This window comes from Streptomyces sp. NPDC002870 (assembly GCF_042888505.1).
In the GTDB taxonomy this organism is placed as follows: domain Bacteria; phylum Actinomycetota; class Actinomycetes; order Streptomycetales; family Streptomycetaceae; genus Streptomyces.
In genome coordinates this window covers 56,614-76,383 of record NZ_JBIAPW010000001.1, presented here as the reverse complement: position 1 = coordinate 76,383, position 19,770 = coordinate 56,614, and the positions used below count along the sequence as shown (strand labels likewise).

Sequence of the window (19,770 nt, the reverse complement as noted above, 5' to 3'; positions counted from 1 at the left end):
ATCGCATATCGATTTGACCCTTGGGAGTGATGGATGGGCGCAAAATCCATTAGGGACACAATCCGGACCTTGGCAGAGAAGAGCCTTTTCGCGGCCGCTCCACTAATTTTCGATTTGGCAAGTCCGCAAATTAGGGAACAGTTCCATAAAGCGCTCATCTTGACCGCTGTGGAGCTCGACGCCAAATCTCAAAATGGATCGATTAAATATCCTGGAGAGACGGCCGGCTTGACCCCGCCCGGCGAATTCGACGCCAAATTGCCTAAAGGGATGGGGGACATTCCTGGCGTTATGGCTGTCTGGCTGTGCGTGACGGCTTCTGGCTCGGCTGTCCCTGCAGAACTCGATCGAATTCTACCCCAACTTGACGCCAACCAGGACGTCAGAAGCCTCCTCTTCGCCTATACCGCAGAGTTGGGCGAGGCGGAGAAGAAGCAACTGGAGGAAATGGCCGCCCGGTCTCCTCGCGAGGTCCACCTGTGGAGCCCCGACGACATCCGAAACCTTTTCGATGGTCAGTGGGATGCGCTTGAGTCGGAGTTTCCGCACCTCGCTCAGATGTCCATCAGGGCTGGCCTAAAAACACCGAACATCGACTGGAAGAGCCTCACAGATGAACGATTGAAACAACTTGGGGACATTTACCGAAGGGAAGGAATTGTTCTCGTCCTCGGGGCGGGAGTGTCTTCCGGCATGGACATTCCGAACTGGGAGCAGCTGCTCAGCAACTTGCATGTCGCGCTCATCACCCAGCAGCTTGGCAAGATTGTCGACGAGAAAAAGATATTTCCTTCGATCGGCAATGAACAGATTCACCCTCTTGCCGAGGCGGCACGCAAAATTGGCGAGGGGGAATCCCCCCTCCTGTCGGCTCGGTACCTTAGGACGGGCTTTGGCGATCCTCGCACTTTTCAAAGCGTTCTCTCAAAGGCGCTATATGAGCATGCTACTAATGGGAGGAAAGCATCGCCTCTGCTCAAGGAGTTGGCAAAGCTTTGCATGCCGTGGCGCACCGGACCCAAAGTTCGTTCAGTAATCACATACAACTTCGATGATCTATTTGAATCAGTTCTGGAAGCGGAAGGTATCTACTATCGGAGCATCTACTTGGGTGGGCAGCAGGCACAGGACGATGAACTCGCCGTCTATCACCCTCACGGATTTCTACCAAAGGATGCACACAGATATCAACGACTGGAAGAATCCACGTTGACCTTCTCAGAGGAGGCATACCACAGAGTGTTTAGGGATCCCTACCACTGGGCGAATACGACGCAGTTGCAATCGTTCCAGCAGAGCAGTTGCCTTCTGGTGGGGCTGTCACTAACCGATCCGAATCTGAGGCGCTTGCTCGAGTTCGGCAGGACCGGCCATGGTGCCCCGCGCCACTTTGCGTTCATGAAGAGGACATCGCTGGAAGAATTGATCGCACACTCACCACAAGACGCTAGAGGAAAACCCAAAGTGTCCTCCGTGTCAGCAAAGGCATTTCTAGATCTCCACCATAAGCTACAAGAGGACGTGCTGGCGGAGCTGGGTCTCGCGGTGATTTGGTTCGCATCGCATGACGAAATGCCGAGAGCGGTGGAGAAGATTCGAGGGAGGTGAATGTCCGAAGAGGACGGATACTCACATGTGCGAGTCGAAATGGCCCGTGTTCGCGCGCTCCGGGCAATCCTGGGTCGACGTCTGCGGGGGCGGCGGAGCGGCTTATCCACCGGCCTGACTGGCCAGGCGTAACGCATGATCAGAGGGTCGCGGAACCGACCGCTCAGGGGGGCTCTCATCAGCCCTTCGCCGTTCGGTGTGTGGCTGACGGCCAGCCAGACGGGGGGATAACAGGAGCACGGCCTGAATCGCCAGACCCTGCACCCCTGCCGCGGCCGGGGTGCTCTTGTGATGTGGGGCGACTTCCCCAGCAGACAGTGAGACGTTAGGTCACGCTGACCAACCGCCGTCAATCCTTGCCGTCACCGCTCCCGCAGCGGCTCGCTGCGGGAGCGTTTTGGCTGGTGGGCGCGGACGGTTTCGAACCGCCGACATCTGCTTTGTAAGAGCAGCGCTCTACCCCTGAGCTACGCACCCGTGGATGAGGGAACAGCGTACATGGCGCAGGGGGCCGCCCTGCAAACCCGTTCTCCCCCGCCGCCTGGGTACGGGGGCTACCCCCACCCCGAGACGGTGGTCGCCCGGATCGTTCTCCCACCTGCGAACTCCTACCTTGAGGGCACATCGGCAGAACCACTCTGCCGAACTACCTGGGGGAACGATCACCGTGGCCTCAATCCGCGACAACCACGCCACCCGCACCCGCACTCGCGCGCTCGTCGTCGCCGCCGGGGTCGTCCTTGCCGCGGGCGCCCTTGCCGGGTGCGGTAGTGCCGACGCCGGAGAAGCGCCCGTCGAGAGCAAGTCGTTCCCTCTCGCCGGGAAGGCCCTCACCATCGACTCCGACGACTCCGCCATCGAGCTCGTCGCCGCCGACGTCAAAGACGTGCAGGTGACCCGGCAGGTCGACGGGTGGGTGTTCATGGGGAACGGGCCCGAGCCGTCCTGGAAGATGAAGGACGGGAAGCTGACCCTCCGGGTGAGGTGTGATGCCGTGGCCAGCGACTGCGAGGCGCGGCACACCGTCAAGGTGCCGCGCGGGGTTGCCGTGACCGTGGAGGACGACAACGGGAGCGTCACCGCCAGTGGGTTCGACACGGCGCTGAAGATCCGGTCCGACAATGGCGCGGTGACCGTCCGGGACTCCAGCGGGCCGCTCCGGGTCGACAGCGACAACGGGGCCGTCGTCACCGAGCGCGTCAGCGCCAAGACCGTGAGCGTCCGGGCGGACAACGGATCCGTGCGGCTCGGGCTCGTCGCGGTGCCCGATCGCGTGGAGACCGTGAGTGACAACGGCGGGATCACCATCGAGCTGCCGGGTGCGGGGGCTCCGTACGCCGTGACGGCCAAGAGCGACAACGGCGGTGTGGACATCGACGTGCCGACCGACGACAGCAGCTCTCACGTCGTCAAGGCCCGCAGCGACAACGGCAAAGTCACTGTGCGAAGCGCGAACTAACAGACCCGTGTGTTCGTCATTACCTGGTGGGAGAATGAACCGGGCAGGGCGACACGGCACGGGAGAGGGATGTGACGGCGACACACGCGCGGCCTCATGCAAGAGGGCAGGCGAGTGCCGTCCGGGATGTCCTCGCGTTGATGCTGCTGCCTGTGCCTTTGATCGTCGCTGCGCTGCCGGGCGCGTTCGCCGGCGGGGGGACGCGGCGCTGGTTCGGCGGGCGCGGGGAGAGTCAGCGGGCCGATGCGCAGGCCGCGAAGGACGCCGCCGCCGCTGCCTTCTACGAGCTGGACACCGCCCAGCGCGATCTGCGGATCTCGATCGAGACGATCTCGGCGGTGGACAGTTCGCCGGGGGCGCGCCGGGCCGTGGACGACTTCGCCGCGCTGGGGCAGCGGATCGACGAGGTGAGCCATCGGTACATCACCGCCGTCGACGCGCACGACCTCGACCGGGACGACCTCGAAGCCTCCGTAGCAGCGCACGCGCGCGGTGAACTCACCAGCGCCAAGGACGAGCTCGTACGGGTCAAGGGGGACCTCGACCGGTTTACGCAGGGGCTCGGGCCGCTGCTCGACAAGGCGGAGACGCAGCTCGCCCGGCTCGCTCCCGCCGTGGAGCGGGCGAGGGGGGCGCTCCTTTCCGCGAGCAATGCTCTCGATTCGGCGCGGGGCTCGGGTTTGCGAGCGGACGATCTCGCGGCTCGCCTCGCCGCGCTCGCTCCCGAGCTGACCATGCTCAACCAGGGCGCCGGGCGGCACGGCGTGGCCGAGACTCTCCAGCGCGCCGATCGCGTGCTGCGCGACGCCGAAGCCGTACGGGTCGAGGCCGAGCGGCTGCCCGAGCGCGCCGCCGAGACCGAAAAGCGCCTGGTGTCTCTCCGTACGCGCGCGGAGGCCCTCACCAACCGCGCCGGATCCGTCGAACCCGTCCTGAGCGAGCTGCGGCGGCGCTTCTCCGCCGCCTGCTGGCAGGATCTGCAGCCCGTCCCCGAACAGGCGGCGATCAGCGTCCGCCAGGCCGAGGAGAAGCTCCGGGAGGCGGCGAAAGCGCGCGACGAGCAGCGGTGGGCGGATGCGACGGCCCTGCTCAGTACGGTACGGGCGCTGCTGAACGCCACCGATGAGGCAGTCTCCGCGGCCGGCGACCGGCTGCGGCGGCTCAATGCCGTGGCCAAGGACCCGCAGCAGGAGATCGACCGGACCCGCTTCGCCATCCGCGACGCGCAGCGCCTTGCCATGGCCGGGCGCAACACCCCGGATCCGCGTCATGCGCGGCCGCTGGACGACTCGGTGGCCCGGCTGGAGCGGGCCGTCGCCGGGCTCGAGAGCCGGCACCCCGACTACTGGCACTTCCTGATGGAGACCGAGGCGGTACGGCGCGCGGTAGCGCGCGTGGTCGAGCAGATCCGCGAGGAGCGCGGCGCGGGCGGCACGGCCGGCGTCTGAGGCCCCGCCCCGTCGGCCCCCTGCTCCCGGGGCAGGGCCCCGCCCCGCCACCCCGCTCACGGCATGCCCTCCCGCCCGCGCCTGAGCTCCCGCCGCTGGTCACCCGGGCGCGCCCCCTGGTTGTCCGGCCGCGGTCTCGGGCGGATCCTGGGGGGTACGAGTACGTACAAAGGGAGCCCAGACATGGCAACACACGTACCGCACCCCGAAACCACCCGACGCATCCGGCTCGACGAACACCTCCCCGTCGACCATCGCCTCAGCCAGGTCTACCGTGTGGGCGCCGGTCTGATGGGGCTCGTGCTGCTCGCCTTCGGCATTCTCGGGCTGATCGACAAGGTCGGCTTCTTCGACACCAGCGGTGACACCGTCGCGGGGCTCAACACCAACGGCGCCCTGAGCGTCCTGTCCATCTGCGTAGGGGCGCTGCTCTTCATCGGGATGATCATCGGCGGCAACTTCGCCTCGACCGTGAACATGGTCCTCGGCGTCGCCTTCATCCTCAGCGGCTTCCTCAATCTCGCCCTGCTGGACACCGACTTCAACTTCCTCGCCTTCCACATCCAGAACGTGTTGTTCAGCTTTGTGGTGGGCGTGATGCTGATGTTCTTCGGGATGTACGGCCGGGTCAGCGCGACGCTGCCGCACGACAACCCGTACTGGAAGGCCCGCCACCCCGACGAGGCGGACCAGGAGCAGCGCGCCCGGCGGCGCGAACGGGGTGAGGTGCTACGAAAGGGAACAAGCGAATAGAGGCCGGCACGAGCAACACCGGCTACGCCGGCTACGCGGGCCGCGGGGTGCACGGGTCCGCCGTGGAGGATCTCGCCCGCCGGATCTTCGACGGCACCTACGGCGAGGGCGACCCGCTCGATCTGCCGGAGCTGATGGACGAGCTCGACGTCAGCCAGGTCGTGCTGCGCGAAGCGATCAAGGTGCTGACGACGAAGGGTCTGATCGACGCCCGTCGGCGGCGCGGCACGTTCGTACGGCCCCGGGACGACTGGAACCTCCTGGACTCCGACGTGCTGCGCTGGACGCTCGCCGCCGGTGCGCCGACCGATTTCTTCGCGGACATGCTGGAGCTGCGCCGCTCCATCGAACCGGCAGCCGCATCGCTCGCCGCCGGGCACCGCAGCGAACAGGACCTCGCGGCGCTCGACGCGGCGCTCGACGCGATGAGGGCGGCCGGGGACGATCCGGTGCTCGGCGTGCGCTCGGACGCGTCGTTCCACACCGCCCTGCTGGCCGCCTCACGCAACCGGTTCTTCGCGCAGATGCGCCGGGTGATCATCCCCGTGCTCATCGAGCGCGACCGGCGCGTGCACCTGGCGGGGACGCCGGAGGATCCGGTCGGCGTGCACGCGGCTGTCGTGGAGCGGGTGCGGGAAGGGGACATGGACGGCGCGTACATGGCCACGCTCGAACTGCTCGACCTCGCGATGCGCGAGCATCCGTAGCACGAGCGCCGGTACACCGCCACCTGTGGAGCGCGACCCGGACAACCGTCGCGCTGCCGATAACCTGAGGCCATGCCTCGTTACGAATATCGCTGCCGCAGCTGCGGCGACACCTTCGAAGTGAACCGGCCGATGGCCCAGTCCTCCGACCCGGCGAGCTGCCCGGCCGGCCACGACGACACCGTCAAGCTGCTCTCGGCCGTCGCCGTCGGCGGTACGAAGTCCGCGCCCGCGCCCGGCGGCGCAAGCGGTGGCGGGGGCGGGGGCGGGGGTTGCTGCGGAGGCGGCTGCTGCGGCTGAGGCGACTCGCCCAGACCGCGCCCTACCGCCCGGCCGCCCCGCCGCCATCCCGCCGTCCGGTCAGCCCAGCAGCGGGGTCGCGGCGAGGCTGAACCGGCGCAGGATCTCCTCGCCCGCAACGACGCCCGTCTCGCGGAGCACCTCGACGTTCGGGGCGATCCAGCCGCTGTCGGCGAGCTCTCCGTGGCCCGGCCGCCAGGCGCGGTCCGCGGCGAGCAGCAGATCGGCGTCGAGGACGGAGTCCCCGGCCGCGAGGATCTGCGTGGCATCCGTACGGCGGGCGACTTCGCGGACCGCCGCGCTCTTGGTGAGCGGCTGGGGCACGGCGTAGATCTTGCGGCCCTGGAGCGAGACGGTCCAGCCGCGGCCCTCCGCCCATTCGGCGAGCTCCTTGACCCAGCCCTCGGGCAGCAGGCTCCGCTCCACGACCAGATACGCGAAGAGGCCTTCGGCGATCCGCTCCTTGAGCAGCCAGGCGGGGTCGGCGGCCGCGAGGAGGTGGTCGCGTACCTCGGCGAGCGAGGCGCACTCGTCGGCGAGGCGGGCGGCGACCTGCCGCTGCCATTCGGGATCGGACACGCCGTCGACGAGAAGGTGCCCGCCGTTGGCGCAGATCGCGAACTCTGGGGCGGGGCCCGGGAGATGGATGCGGTGGTACTGCTCGCGAGTGCGGGTGGTGGTCGGTACGAAGACGGTGTCGGCGGCGAGCTGGGTCAGCAGCCCGGCCGCGGTCTCAGTGATGTACGACAGGGGCTTGTGTTCGTACACCTCGACGCAGAGCAGGCGGGGTGCGTCCGCGTCCGGCATGGGGAGCTGGAGGGCGGGGGCGGAGTAGATGAGGGTGCGGTCGAGGTCGCTGACGACGAGCGGCTTCCTCTGCGCGCTCGACTGAGACTGCGTACGCGGCTGCGTACCCGTCTGCGTCTGCGGCTGCCTCTGCGCTGCGGTGCTCACAGGGCCGACACCGCCTTTCCGTCGGCGCCGGTCGCGCCGCGGGTGTACTGGGGGTGGATCAATCCGACGCAGGTGTACGGAAGTCCGTCGACCTCCTCGACCGGTACGCCGCGCTGCTCGGCCAGCAGCCGTACATGGTCGAGGTCGGCGCCCGCGCCGCGCTTGGCGAGGATCTTCCAGGGGACGCGGCGAAGCAGTACGCGCGTGGTCTCGCCGACGCCCGGCTTGACCAGGTTCACATCGTGGATGCCGTACTCCTCGCTGATCCGCTCGACGGCGGCCCAGCCTTCCCAGGTGGGTGCGCGGTCCGCCGACAGAAGCTCCTTGACGTCGGCGTCGACGGCGGTCGCGACCTCGTCGAAGCGGGCGGCGACGGTGTCCAGGAAGTGTTCCGAGACATCACTGTCGGCGAGCTCGCGGTAGAACTTCGCGCCGTGGTAGTCGTTCGGGCCGACCAGGTCGGCGCGGAGCACCGTACGCGATATCAGGCCGGAGACCGTGGAGTTGAGGCAGGCGGAGGGGATGAGGAAGTCCTCGCGGGTGCCGTAGGTGCGGACACAGCCGCCGGGGTCGGCCAGGACGGCGATCTCGGGGTTGAAGCCCTCGAACTCGGCGAGCGCGTCGGCCAGTTCGCGGGTGATCGCGCCCTTGCCGGTCCAGCCGTCGACGAACACGACGTCGGCCGGGTCGTGGTGCTGCTGGAGCCAGCGCAGGGCGTTGGTGTCGATGCCGCGGCCACGGACGATGGACACGGCGTAGTGCGGCAGGTCCAGGCCGTGCCGGTGCTGCGCCCAGCGGCGCATCAGCACGCCGACGGGGGTGCCTGCGCGGGCCAGCGACACGAGTACGGGGCGCGGCTCGTGGGGGTCCCTCCCAGGCCGCCGGCGCTGGGGGAGCTCGGCGATGACGGTCTCGGTGACGGTGCCGACGGCGCGGGCGATACGGGCCGCGGACGTTTCCAGGGCGGCCTTGAACAGCTCCTGGTACTGGGCGCTGGGCTGGTACTCGACGGGGAGCGACTCGGCGTAGTGCGCGCCGCCCTGTATGGCCTCCTCGCGCTCCTCCGTGGGAGCCTCCAGCTCGGTCGCGGACAGATCCTGGAGCAGCCATCCGACGTCGGCCGCCGCGTAGGAGGAGAACTCGGGGCCGCGGAGGGGCTCGGGCAGCATGGCAGCTCTTTCGGATACGAATTCGGGTGCGTAACTGGGCACGTAGCTGGGGACGACGGCCAGTACGACGTGCGGGGTGTGTGCGGCGAGCTGGGCCAGCAGGCCGTCGGGGGCGTGCAGTTGGGGGGTGTCGGCTGCCGAGTCGACTACGGCCACGACGGCGTCGAAGCCGGCGCCGGCGACGTTGTAGGCGTACCGCTCGCCGGGGCCGTCGGCGGGGTTGTCGTGGGCGGGGAAGACGAGGCGGCTGCGTATGGCGTAGCCGGGGTCGTCGACGGCGAGGACGGGCGAGCGGGTGGTGGTGGAGTACCGCACGTCGGCGTCGACGAGCTGCTCAAGAGCGGTCCCGAGCCGGAGAGGCGCGTACATCAGCTCCTCGAACCCGAGCACGAGCACGCGGCGCGAGCGGCCCGTGGCCGTGTCGCCGAGCGCGTCGGCGATGCGCGCGGCCATGCGCGGCAGGGCGGGCTCCAGCAGCTCCCGGTGCCGGGGCGTAAATCCATGCCGTCCCCCGTCGGGCACCTGACGGGGCCAGCCGAGCTCGACGCGGACGGCGCGGCGGGGGGTGGCGCGCGCGGCGGCCTGACCGGCCCGGCCCTCGCTGCCCGCCGGCGGCTCGGCAGCCGGGCGCGAGCCAGCACCCACCGCCCCGTCGGCCGCCTCATACTCCGCCACCAGCGCCTGGCCCTTCTCCAGCACGCCCTCCGGCAGCCGTAGCGTCCCCGACGCCAGTGCCACAAGGTCGACCCGCGTGCCCAGCTCCCGCGCGAGGACCGACAGACGGTCGCGGTCGTCGTCCGACCGCATGTCGACCAGTGCCACGATCACGTACCGGTCGCGCGGGTGGCGCCCGTGCAGGTCGCGGATCGTGTTGAGCACCGTGTTGCCCGTCGAGAACTCGTCGTCCACCAGCACCAGCGGGCCGTCCCCCGCCAGCAGCCGCGGGTCCTCCGGCAGCAGCAGGTGTGACGTCGCGTGCGAGTGGGACTCCTCGAAGCCGCCCGCCCGTTCCACGCCCTGGACCGGACGGCGTGTGGAGTGCAGATACGGCGCGAGGCCCAGCCCGTCCGCCACCGAGTGGCCAAGGCCCGTCGCCGTCTCCGCGTAGCCCAGGACCACCGCGCGTGACGCGTCCTCGGGGCCGAGCAGCTCCCGTACCCGCTCACCGAGCCCGTACCCCGCGCCGTACACCACCGCCGGTGACTGCGGCACATGCTTGCCCAGCACGTTCGACACGAGCAGATGCGCGCGCTTGGGATTGCGGCGCAGAGCCAGCCCCAGCAGGGCGCTCAGCGTCTCGTCTCCCACGAGCCCGACGCCGAGCCGCTCGGCGACCCACGTTCCCGACCACACCACGGTGTCTGTCTCTCTCCTCGTCATTCAGCCGAAATTCCGGCCGTGAGCAGCTCCACGAAGCCGACATCCTCCTTGGCCACCCCGAAGACCTCCGCACGCAGCAGTGTGCGCTCGGCCCAGGCCCGGTGCGGCTTCACTTCGTTCATTTTGTTCGTGTACGCGGAACGCATCACGCCTCCGCCGTCCCGCTCCGGCCGCAGGATGTCCTGCGCGTCGCTGAACTCTTCGTGACTGACCACTGACAGTGCGTGCACGGGCAGCACATGCGAGGGGTGGATGCAGGTCTTGCCCTGCAGCCCGTTCGCCCGGTCCAGCCCGATCTCGCGGAGCAGGCCGTCCAGGTCGTGCTCGATGAGTGCGGTGCGCAGCTCTTCGGCCCGGCCCTCCATGAAGGGGCTTCGGCGCAGCTGCGGCTTGAACATGCGCTCCTGAAGCCGGAAGTACTCCCATACGGGGCCGGTCACCGTGTACCCGGTGCCGTCCGCCCGTCCCAGGACGTTCACCACGTCGGCGATGACGGCGGCGACGATCTGGACGTCGTACGCGGTCATGTCGGGCGACCGGCGCAGCCCGTACGCCGCGCAGAAGTCCGTGACGCCGAGTCGCAGCGCCAGTACCCGCTCCCGGTATTTGTTCAGCGTGCGTGCGATCCCCGCGAGCGTCTCCGTCCTCGTTTCCAGGTGGAGCAGCTCCGGAGACTCCAGCACGGGCATCGCGAAAAGACGCTGTCCGCTCTCCGTTTCCGCGAAGGTGAGGGCCTCAAGAAACGGAACGCCCCGCTCCTCCGTGAACTTCGGCAGTACGAATCCGGACAGTCGCCGGACCGAGGGGCCGAGCCGCTCCACCAGGCTCTGAATCTGCCCGGGCTCACGGACCCGGATGAAGAGCAGCGGCAGCTCCGTGCCCCGCGCGTCGAGGTCGGCGAACTGCCGGACCAGGTTCTCCTCGGCCGCGGCGACATCCGCGTCGTCGATGGAATCCTCCAGGCAGAGGACCATGGAGACGACTCCGCGGCCCACCTGCTTGAGCGCGTCGTCAGCGAGCTTCGGCCGGGTGGCCGGGCTGTAGAGAGTGGCGCCGAGCGCGGTGGCGAGGGTGCGGGCGGAAGACGCGGCGGTGAATTCGCACGGCTCCCGGTGGAACAGACTGTCACGGACAGCAGGCGAAAGATGCCCGAAATGACGCATGTGTTTCCCCCGTACTGCCTTGGCGGCCCGACTGACGTGGCCGGTAATAGTACGTACGACTCTGTGTCAAGAGTTCCCCAAGTCCATGAATTCCAGGTAACCCGCTTGCACCATGCCCATGTCCCGGCCGGAGAACAAGGGCCCCCGCGTTGTCCGCGCGGCCGGCGGGAAGGCAGGATGACGGTCATGACGCACGCGATGCTGAAGGGCTCGAACGTCCCTCTCGATGCCACGGCCGTACGGGCCGTGCTGCGCTGGACCCCGGGCGCCGGGGTCCCCGATGTGGACGCCTCCGCCCTGTTGCTCGGCCCCGACGGCCGCGTGCGCTCGGACGAGGACTTCGTCTTCTACAACCAGCCGCGCCACCCGTCGGGCCTGGTGCGGCGGCTGCCCAAGAAGCGTGTCGCCGAGCATCTGACGGACACGGTCGAGGCGGATCTCTCCTCACTCGACGCGTCGGTCGATCAGGTGGTGCTCGCCGCGTCCTCGGACGGCGACACCTTCCAGCATGTACGGGATCTGCGGATACTGCTCTACGACGCGGCCCTGGCCGACAGCGAGCCGCTGACCGTCTTCGATGTGAAGCCGGAGACGGGCGAGGAAACGGCGATCATCTGCGGCGAGCTGTACCGGCGCGGGGAGGGCTGGAAGTTCCGCGCAGTCGGGCAGGGCTACCCGACCGGTCTGGTGGGTCTGGCCACGGAGTTCGGCATCTCGGTGGACGAGGCGGAGGCGGCCGCGGAGCCGTCGGCCCAGGGCACGCCGGACAGCCCGCAGCCCGGGTACGGATACCCCCAGTCGCCCGCCTCCGCCGCCCAGCCCGGGTACGGATACCCGCAGCCCGCGGCGACCCAGCCCGCCGCGGGGTCGGCCTACGGCTACCCCCAGCCCGCCGCCGCTGCGGCGTACGCCCCCGACCCGAACTTCCGGCTGCCCCCGATGGGCCCCCAGTTCGTCCGGCCGTAAGCGCGGCTAGACCCGGTTCTTGTACCCGCGCCCCCACTGCAGGCCCCACCCGTACAACCGGTCCAGCTCCGCCTGGAAGCCGTACACGAACTTCACTTCACGGCGCACGACCAGCTCGCCCTTGACGTTCTCCATGGAGAACACCGCACAGGAACGGGCCTGCGGCGCGCGCTCGTCGAGCTCTATCTCGACCCGCGGGCCGTTGCTCGGGTAGAGCGTCACATGCGCGTGCGTACGGTCGAAGGCCGGCGTCTGGTCGTAGATGTAGGCGAAGAACAGCAGCCGCTTTATCGACTCGCGGTGGTCGAGATTGACGTAGATCGTCTCGCCGGAGGGGGAGCCGAACCGGTCGTCGCCGCTGAGCTTCACATACGGCGCCTCATTGATGCTGCCGAAGAAGCTGCCCAGCGGCTGCACCACACCCTTGCTGCCGTCCATCAGCTCATAGAGGCAGCCGAGGTCGAGGTCCACATTGACCACACCCTGGGTGTGGGCCTGGACCACATCGGGCTGGAAGAGCTTGAAGGGGTGCCGCAGCAGCCTGCCGCTCTGCTTGGACCTGCCCTCGATGTCGGACGTACGCATCCGCCAGGAGAGGTTGACGCGCAGATTGCCGGTGGCCGCGCCCTGTTTGGTGAGCGAGACCGTCGGGTGCCGTTTGGTCAGCTCGATGGAATTCGTCGCGGCACTGCCCGAGTCGAACTGCGGTGCCCTGCTCCGCCACAGGCTGTCCCAGAAAGCCATGCCCCACCCCCAGATACTTCGGTGAACCCCGCAGTGAACCCCGCGGGGGGGGGGGGGGGGGGGGGGGGGGGGGGGGGGGGGGGGGCGGGGCCGGCCCGGCCCCCCCCCCCCCCGCGCCCCCCCCCCCCCCCCCCCCCCCGCGCGCGGGGGGGGGGGGGCGGGGCCCCCCCGGCCGCCCCCCCCCCCCCCCCCCCCCCGGGCGGGCCGCCCCCCCCGCCCCCCCCCCCCCCCCCCCCCCCCCCGCTCAGAGCGTTCCGCAATCCCCGCAGGGTCACACCTTCGCGGAGTCGCCCTGTGGTTCGATCGATTTCGCCTCGGCCGCGATGGCCCTGTTGCGCTGCACCGATGACAAGAAGGACCAGGCGATCAGCACGACGCCGACGAGGCCGGTGATGATCTCGCTGATCTGGTACTGGATGGTGACGAGGAGGATCATCGCGAGGGCGCCGATCGCGTAGTGCGCGCCGTGCTCCAGGTAGACGTAGTCGTCCAGGGTGCCCTGGCGGACCAGGTAGACCGTGAGCGACCGCACGTACATGGCACCGATGCCGAGGCCGAGGGCCATCAGCACGATGTCGTTGGTGATGGCGAAGGCGCCGATGACACCGTCGAAGGAGAACGAGGCGTCCAGGACCTCGAGGTACAGGAACATGAAGAACGCGGCCTTGCCGACCAGCTGGGTCGCGGAAACCTTCTTGCCGCTCCTCTTGGCCTCTTCCTCGGCCTCGTGCTCGCGCTCCTCCTCTTCCTCGATCTTGTTCTCGAAGTAGCCGGAGAGACCACCGACGACCAGATACGTGATCAGACCCGCGACGCCGGAGAGCAGCACCGTCGCCGCCTTGTCGGCGTGTCCGGCGTGCTGGTGCGCCTGGGTCGCGAAGGTCATGGCGCTGACGAGCAGCACGATCAGAGCGATGCAGACCGACAGCATGTCGATCTTGCCGAGCTTGGCCAGCGGCCGCTCCAGCCAGCCGAGCCACTTGATGTCACGGTCCTCGAAGATGAAGTCGAGGAAGATCATCAGCAGGAACATGCCACCGAACGCGGCGATCGACGGGTGAGCGTCGGTGACCAGCTGCTCGTAGCGCTCAGCATCGTTGAACGCCAGGTCGACCGCCTCGATGGGGCCGATCTTGGCACTGATGGCGACGATCACGACGGGGAAGACCAGTCGCATGCCGAACACGGCGATGAGCACGCCGATCGTGAGGAAGATCTTCTGCCAGAAGGCACTCATCTTCTTCAGGATTCCGGCGTTGACCACCGCATTGTCGAAGGACAGCGAGATCTCGAGGACGGACAGGATCGCGACGACACCGAACGCGGTCCACCCGCCGAACAAGACCGCTGCGACCAGGCCGAGCGCGGTGACCGCGAACGACCAGCCGAAGGTTTTCAGAACCACTGGTACCCAATCGTGTTATGGAGGTCCCCCCGGACGGAGTCTGGGGGAGGGTCTCCCTTCGCGCCGTACGCGGCTTTACGAAACATTGACCCCGAAGTCTAGAGCGATGCCCCGCAGCCCCGACGCGTACCCCTGCCCCACAGCCCGGAACTTCCATTCGCCGCCGTAGCGGTAGAGCTCGCCGAAGATCATCGCGGTCTCGGTCGAGGCGTCCTCGCTCAGGTCGTAGCGCGCGAGTTCCTGGCCGTCCGCCTGGTTCACCACCCGGATGAAGGCATTGCTGACCTGGCCGAACGTCTGGCCACGGTTGTCCGCGTCATGAATGGAGACCGGGAAGATGATCTTGTCGACATTGGCCGGCACCTTGGACAGGTCCACCAGCAGCGACTCGTCGTCGCCCTCGCCCTCGCCCGTGAGGTTGTCGCCGGTGTGCTCGACGGAGCCCTCGGGGCTCTTGAGGTTGTTGTAGAAAACGAAGTACTCGTCGCCGAGCACCCGTCCCGATTCGCACAGCAGCGCGCTGGCGTCGAGGTCGAAAGGCGCTCCGGTGGTGGAGCGCGCGTCCCAGCCGAGTCCGATCAACGCCTGTATGAGGTTCGGTGCGGCCTTGGAGAGGGAGACATTGCCTCCCTTGGCGAGCGTGACGCCCATGTTCTTGGTCCTCCCCGGATGGCGGTGATGGTGGAACAGGCACGTCCGGCGCCGCACGGAGAATGTGCGGCGCCGGAAGCGGAGATGCTGCTGCTGGTGCTGCTGGTGGTGCCGGCTCAGACGTTCACGCCGAAGTCCTGCGCGATGCCGCGCAGGCCCGAGGCATAACCCTGGCCGATGGCACGGAACTTCCACTCCGCGCCATTGCGGTAGAGCTCGCCGAAGACCATCGCGGTCTCGGTCGAGGCGTCCTCGCTCAGGTCGTAGCGCGCGAGCTCGTTGCTGTCGGCCTGGTTGACGACGCGGATGAACGCGTTGCGCACCTGGCCGAAGGATTGCTGACGGCCCTCTGCCTCGTAGATCGAGACCGGGAAGACGATCTTCTCGACGTCGGCCGGGACCGATGCGAGATTGACCTTGATCTGCTCGTCGTCGCCCTCGCCCTCGCCCGTGAGGTTGTCACCGGTGTGCTCGACGGAGCCGTCGGTGCTCTTGAGGTTGTTGAAGAAGACGAAGTTGCCGTCGGTGGCGACCTTGCCCTCGGCGTTGGTCAGCAGGGCGCTGGCGTCGAGGTCGAAGTCGGTGCCGGTGGTGGTCCTGACGTCCCAGCCCAGGCCCACGATGACCGCGGTCAGGTTGGGTGCGGCCTTGGTCAGCGAGACGTTGCCGCCCTTGCTGAGGCTGACTCCCACGAGTCCCTCCAGGTGTTGTAAGGGGCAGCCGCCCCCGTCGTGCGTTGGTGTCGGATCAACGAGTGGATCCTAGTGACCGGTTCCCGCTCAAACAGCCTTTAGCGCAGGGATTGCCCCAAGAATCAGAGGGCGTCCAGCGCCTTGACGTAGTCATTCAGGTCGCGGGCGTCCGGCAGGCCGTTGACGACCGTCCAGCGGACCACGCCCTCCTTGTCGATGATGAAGGTTCCGCGAACCGCGCACCCCTTCTCCTCGTCGAAGACGCCGTACGCGCGCGAGGTCTCGCCGTGCGGCCAGAAGTCCGAGAGCAGCGGGTACTCCAGGCCCTCCTGCTCGGCGAAGACGCGCAGCGTGTGGATCGAGTCGTTGGAGACGGCGAGCAGCTGGGTGTCGTCGTTGACGAACGTCGGCAGCTCGTCACGGAGCGCGCACAGCTCGCCCGTGCATACGCCGGTGAAGGCGAAGGGATAGAAGAGGAGCACTACGTTCTTCTCACCGCGGAACCCGGCGAGGCTCACCGTGCGGCCGTGGTTGTCCTTGAGCTCGAAATCCGGGGCCTCGGTCCCGACCTCGATCGCCATAGCGTTCATCCCTTCGACTCGGACAGTCCGATCCAGTGGCTTCTCACCCTACGCAGAAGGCCCCCGCCGACCTGCGTCGGTGGGGGCCACGGGCCTGCTGCTGCGGCTCAGCGCTTCGACTTCGCCGCCTTGGGAGTCACCAGCCTGCTGCCGGTCCAGTCCTTGCCGGCGTTGATGCTCTTGGTCTGGGAGAGTCCCGCGGTCTGTGCGGCCTCGTTGATGTCGCTTGGTTCGACGTACCCGTCACGGCCGGTCTTGGGCGTCAACAGCCAGACGGCTCCGCCCTCCTCGATCAGACCGATGGCGTCAACCAGTGCGTCCGTAAGGTCGCCGTCCTCGTCCCGGAACCACAGCAACACGACGTCTGCGACGTCGTCGTAGTCCTCGTCGACGATTTCCTGGCCCGTCACGGCCTCGATGCCCTCACGGAGCTCCTGCTCGACGTCGTCGTCGTAGCCGATCTCCTGGACCACCTGTCCGGGCTCGAACCCCAGCCTTGCGGCTGGGTTGGTCCGCTCCTCCGCGTGGTCCGCGGTCGCGCTCACGGCTTGCCTCCTGATCGTTTTCGGAAAATGCTGCGGCCTCGCGCGTACGCGTGGCATTGGCCGTAGTCCACACGGGCGGGACGGATCGCGCAAGTACCCGGCCGTCCAGACCGCCGAAACGGTGACGTTTACGGCCGTCTCGACGCAACTCCAGGCACGCTCGGCGCCCTCTCCTGATTCATGGGACACCATTCGGCCGTCCTTGCGGCATTCTTCCCCTTCAGTGTGCCAATCGGAACCGAACAGCGAAACGAAACGCATTGACGGGTTGGGCGTAAGGTTGCGATTTGGCCTGCCCCGGAACAGCGGTTCGGGCCGTATGTCTAGGAGATCGAGGGTTACCCCTCGGTAGAGATGACGTTTGCCTCCCCGCGGTACACGATGGGAGGCGGTGCGACACCGAGTAGACATCCCCCCTACGTCCCGTAGACGCAGAACCCATCGAACAGCGAAGGAATAGCGTGGCTTCCGGATCCGATCGCAACCCGATCATCATTGGCGGCCTTCCCAGCCAGGTCCCGGACTTCGATCCTGAAGAGACCCAGGAGTGGCTGGACTCCCTCGACGCCGCCGTCGACGAGCGGGGCCGGGAGCGCGCCCGCTACCTGATGCTCCGACTCATCGAGCGGGCCCGCGAGAAGCGCGTGGCCGTGCCCGAGATGCGCAGCACCGACTACATCAACACTATCGCCACCAAGGACGAGCCGTTCTTCCCCGGCAACGAGGAGATCGAGCGCAAGGTCCTCAACGCGACCCGCTGGAACGCCGCGGTGATGGTCTCCCGCGCGCAGCGCCCGGGCATCGGTGTCGGCGGCCACATCGCCACGTTCGCCTCCTCCGCCTCCCTCTACGACGTGGGCTTCAACCACTTCTTCCGCGGCAAGGACCAGGGCGACGGCGGCGACCAGATCTTCTTCCAGGGCCACGCCTCCCCCGGCATCTACGCCCGCGCCTTCCTGCTCGACCGCCTCAGCGAGGCCCGGCTCGACGCCTTCCGCCAGGAGAAGTCCAAGGCCCCCGACGGTCTGTCCAGCTACCCGCACCCGCGGCTGATGCCGGACTTCTGGGAGTTCCCGACCGTCTCGATGGGCCTCGGCCCCCTCGGCGCGATCTACCAGGCCCGGATGAACCGCTATCTGGAGGCGCGCGGCATCGCCGACACCTCCAAGTCGCATGTGTGGGCCTACCTCGGCGACGGCGAGATGGACGAGCCCGAGTCGCTCGGACAGCTCTCCATCGCCGCCCGCGAGGGCCTGGACAACCTGACCTTCGTCGTCAACTGCAACCTGCAGCGCCTCGACGGCCCGGTACGCGGCAACGGCAAGATCATCCAGGAGCTCGAGTCGCAGTTCCGCGGCGCCGGCTGGAACGTCATCAAGCTGGTCTGGGACCGCTCCTGGGACCCGCTGCTCGCGCAGGACCGCGATGGCGTGCTGGTCAACAAGCTGAACACCACGCCCGACGGCCAGTTCCAGACGTACGCCACCGAGACCGGCGCGTACATCCGTGAGCACTTCTTCGGCGACGACCACCGGCTGCGCGCCATGGTCGAGAACATGACCGACGACCAGATCCTGCACCTGGGCCGCGGTGGCCACGACCACAAGAAGGTCTACGCGGCGTACGCGGCGGCCAAGGCCCACAAGGGCCAGCCGACCGTGATCCTCGCCCAGACGGTCAAGGGCTGGACGCTCGGCCCGAACTTCGAGGGCCGCAACGCGACCCACCAGATGAAGAAGCTGACGGTCGACGACCTCAAGCGCTTCCGGGACCGGCTGCACATCCCCATCTCCGACAAGCAGCTCGAGGACGGCCCGCCGCCGTACTACCACCCGGGCCGCGACTCGGAGGAGATCCAGTACATGCACGACCGCCGCAATGCGCTGGGCGGGTATGTCCCGACCCGTGTCGTGCGGTCCAAGCCGCTGGTCCTGCCAGAGGACAAGACGTACGCCGCGGTCAAGAAGGGCTCGGGGCAGCAGTCGATCGCCACCACCATGGCGTTCGTACGGCTGCTCAAGGACCTGATGCGGGACAAGGAGATCGGCAAGCGCTTCGTGCTGATCGCGCCGGACGAGTACCGCACCTTCGGAATGGACTCGTTCTTCCCGACCGCCAAGATCTACAACCCGCTGGGGCAGCAGTACGAAGCGGTGGACCGCGACCTGCTGCTCGCGTACAAGGAGTCGCCGACCGGGCAGATGCTGCACGACGGCATCTCCGAGGCGGGCTGCACGGCCTCGCTGATCGCTGCGGGTTCTTCGTACGCCACGCACGGCGAGCCGCTGATCCCGGTGTACGTCTTCTACTCGATGTTCGGTTTCCAGCGCACCGGCGACCAGTTCTGGCAGATGGCCGACCAGCTCGCACGCGGCTTTGTGCTGGGTGCGACCGCGGGACGCACGACCCTGACCGGTGAGGGGCTGCAGCACGCGGACGGCCACTCGCAGCTGCTCGCCTCGACGAACCCGGGCTGTGTCGCGTACGACCCGGCCTTCGGCTTCGAGATCGCGCACATCGTCCAGGACGGTCTGCGCAGGATGTACGGCCCTGACGCCGAGGACGTCTTCTACTACCTCACCGTCTACAACGAGCCGATCCAGCACCCGGCAGAGCCGGAGGGCGTGGACGCCGAGGGCATCCTCAAGGGCATCTACCGCTACAAGGCGGGCGAGGCCGGCGCGATCCCCGCGCAGATCATGGCGTCCGGTGTGGCCGTGCCGTGGGCGCTCGAGGCGCAGCGGATCCTCGCCGAGGAGTGGAATGTGCGCGCCGATGTGTGGTCGGCGACGTCCTGGAACGAGCTGCGGCGCGAGGCCGTCGACGTCGACCGGTACAACCTGCTCCACCCGGAGGAGGAGCAGCGCGTGCCGTATGTGACGCAGAAGCTGTCCAGCTCCGAGGGGCCGTTCGTGGCCGTCTCCGACTGGATGCGCTCGGTACCGGACCAGATCTCGCGCTGGGTGCCGGGCACGTACACCTCGCTGGGCGCGGACGGCTTCGGCTTCGCCGACACGCGTGGCGCCGCCCGTCGCTACTTCCACATCGACGCGCAGTCGATCGTGCTCGCGGTGCTCACGGAGCTGGCGCGGGAGGGCAAGGTCGACCGCTCGGTGCTGAAGCAGGCGGTGGACCGCTACCAGCTGCTGGACGTGGCCGCGGCGGACCCGGGCCCTGCCGGGGGCGACGCGTAGTTTCCGCAACGCGGTGAAGGGCGGCGGGACCCGGGCGGGTTCCGCCGCCCT

At 68.1% G+C, this 19,770-nt stretch carries 17 protein-coding genes and 1 tRNA gene; 8 read left to right on the top strand and 10 right to left on the bottom strand.

Going from position 1 to position 19,770, the window contains the following annotated elements; genetic code table 11:
- The first annotated feature begins 69 nt into the window (after positions 1-69).
- Positions 70-1,608: an SIR2 family protein gene (locus ACFYWY_RS00370; protein WP_389177284.1), complete on the top strand. Its 1,539-nt coding sequence runs from the start codon at positions 70-72 to the stop codon at positions 1,606-1,608.
- 402 nt (positions 1,609-2,010) lie between these two features.
- Here ACFYWY_RS00370 and ACFYWY_RS00365 read toward each other — a convergent pair.
- Positions 2,011-2,085 (bottom strand) — tRNA-Val (locus tag ACFYWY_RS00365).
- Positions 2,086-2,275: 190 nt separating this feature from the next.
- On the opposite strand from ACFYWY_RS00365, the gene ACFYWY_RS00360 reads away from it, so the two are divergent.
- The 5 genes from ACFYWY_RS00360 to ACFYWY_RS00340 all read left to right on the top strand — a co-directional run bounded on the left by ACFYWY_RS00360 (position 2,276) and on the right by ACFYWY_RS00340 (position 6,275).
- Entirely contained in the window at positions 2,276-3,067 is a 792-nt protein-coding gene (locus ACFYWY_RS00360) for a DUF4097 family beta strand repeat-containing protein (protein WP_389177282.1), read from the top strand.
- Between the two features lie 71 nt (positions 3,068-3,138).
- Complete coding sequence (locus ACFYWY_RS00355) at positions 3,139-4,515, top strand: hypothetical protein (protein ID WP_389177279.1); 1,377 nt, start codon at positions 3,139-3,141, stop codon at positions 4,513-4,515.
- 183 nt (positions 4,516-4,698) lie between these two features.
- Positions 4,699-5,268 carry a DUF4383 domain-containing protein gene (locus ACFYWY_RS00350; RefSeq protein WP_389177276.1) on the top strand — a complete coding sequence of 190 codons (570 nt, stop codon included), beginning with the start codon at positions 4,699-4,701 and terminating at the stop codon, positions 5,266-5,268.
- A 62-nt stretch (positions 5,269-5,330) separates the two neighbouring features.
- A complete protein-coding gene (locus tag ACFYWY_RS00345; protein ID WP_389177274.1) occupies positions 5,331-5,975 on the top strand; it encodes a FadR/GntR family transcriptional regulator in 645 nt (214 codons plus the stop codon).
- A 72-nt stretch (positions 5,976-6,047) separates the two neighbouring features.
- On the top strand, positions 6,048-6,275 hold the full coding sequence (locus ACFYWY_RS00340; RefSeq protein WP_389177271.1) for a zinc ribbon domain-containing protein: 228 nt from the start codon (positions 6,048-6,050) through the stop codon (positions 6,273-6,275).
- 60 nt (positions 6,276-6,335) lie between these two features.
- Here ACFYWY_RS00340 and ACFYWY_RS00335 read toward each other — a convergent pair whose 3' ends face one another.
- The 3 genes from ACFYWY_RS00335 to ACFYWY_RS00325 form a co-directional block, all read right to left on the bottom strand.
- Positions 6,336-7,082, bottom strand: a complete 747-nt coding sequence (locus ACFYWY_RS00335) for an HAD family hydrolase (protein ID WP_389178368.1) — start codon at positions 7,080-7,082, stop codon at positions 6,336-6,338.
- A 143-nt stretch (positions 7,083-7,225) separates the two neighbouring features.
- The gene (locus ACFYWY_RS00330; protein WP_389177268.1) at positions 7,226-9,778 is read right to left on the bottom strand and encodes a phosphoribosyltransferase; all 2,553 of its coding nucleotides are present in this window, start codon (positions 9,776-9,778) and stop codon (positions 7,226-7,228) included.
- Positions 9,775-10,941: an HpcH/HpaI aldolase/citrate lyase family protein gene (locus tag ACFYWY_RS00325; RefSeq protein WP_389177265.1), complete on the bottom strand. Its 1,167-nt coding sequence runs from the start codon at positions 10,939-10,941 to the stop codon at positions 9,775-9,777. Before ACFYWY_RS00325 ends, ACFYWY_RS00330 begins: the two co-directional genes overlap by 4 nt.
- Positions 10,942-11,118: 177 nt before the next feature.
- On the opposite strand from ACFYWY_RS00325, the gene ACFYWY_RS00320 reads away from it, so the two are divergent.
- Positions 11,119-11,907: a TerD family protein gene (locus ACFYWY_RS00320; RefSeq protein ID WP_389177263.1), complete on the top strand. Its 789-nt coding sequence runs from the start codon at positions 11,119-11,121 to the stop codon at positions 11,905-11,907.
- Positions 11,908-11,913: 6 nt separating this feature from the next.
- On the opposite strand, the gene ACFYWY_RS00315 is transcribed toward ACFYWY_RS00320, so the two are convergent.
- From ACFYWY_RS00315 to ACFYWY_RS00290, 6 genes are all read right to left on the bottom strand, one after another.
- Entirely contained in the window at positions 11,914-12,651 is a 738-nt protein-coding gene (locus tag ACFYWY_RS00315; RefSeq protein ID WP_389177260.1) for a Tellurium resistance, read from the bottom strand.
- Between the two features lie 271 nt (positions 12,652-12,922).
- Complete coding sequence (locus ACFYWY_RS00310; RefSeq protein WP_389177257.1) at positions 12,923-14,056, bottom strand: DUF475 domain-containing protein; 1,134 nt, start codon at positions 14,054-14,056, stop codon at positions 12,923-12,925.
- A gap of 75 nt (positions 14,057-14,131) precedes the next feature.
- On the bottom strand, positions 14,132-14,707 hold the full coding sequence (locus ACFYWY_RS00305) for a TerD family protein (RefSeq protein ID WP_389177254.1): 576 nt from the start codon (positions 14,705-14,707) through the stop codon (positions 14,132-14,134).
- Positions 14,708-14,823: 116 nt separating this feature from the next.
- Positions 14,824-15,399, bottom strand: a complete 576-nt coding sequence (locus tag ACFYWY_RS00300) for a TerD family protein (RefSeq protein ID WP_389177251.1) — start codon at positions 15,397-15,399, stop codon at positions 14,824-14,826.
- 122 nt (positions 15,400-15,521) lie between these two features.
- Positions 15,522-15,980, bottom strand: a complete 459-nt coding sequence (locus ACFYWY_RS00295; protein ID WP_389177248.1) for a peroxiredoxin — start codon at positions 15,978-15,980, stop codon at positions 15,522-15,524.
- Positions 15,981-16,087: 107 nt separating this feature from the next.
- Positions 16,088-16,525 carry a DUF3052 domain-containing protein gene (locus tag ACFYWY_RS00290; protein WP_389177245.1) on the bottom strand — a complete coding sequence of 146 codons (438 nt, stop codon included), beginning with the start codon at positions 16,523-16,525 and terminating at the stop codon, positions 16,088-16,090.
- Positions 16,526-16,986: 461 nt separating this feature from the next.
- On the opposite strand from ACFYWY_RS00290, the gene aceE reads away from it, so the two are divergent.
- Complete coding sequence (aceE, locus tag ACFYWY_RS00285; RefSeq protein ID WP_389177242.1) at positions 16,987-19,719, top strand: pyruvate dehydrogenase (acetyl-transferring), homodimeric type; 2,733 nt, start codon at positions 16,987-16,989, stop codon at positions 19,717-19,719.
- Positions 19,720-19,770 lie beyond the last annotated feature (51 nt).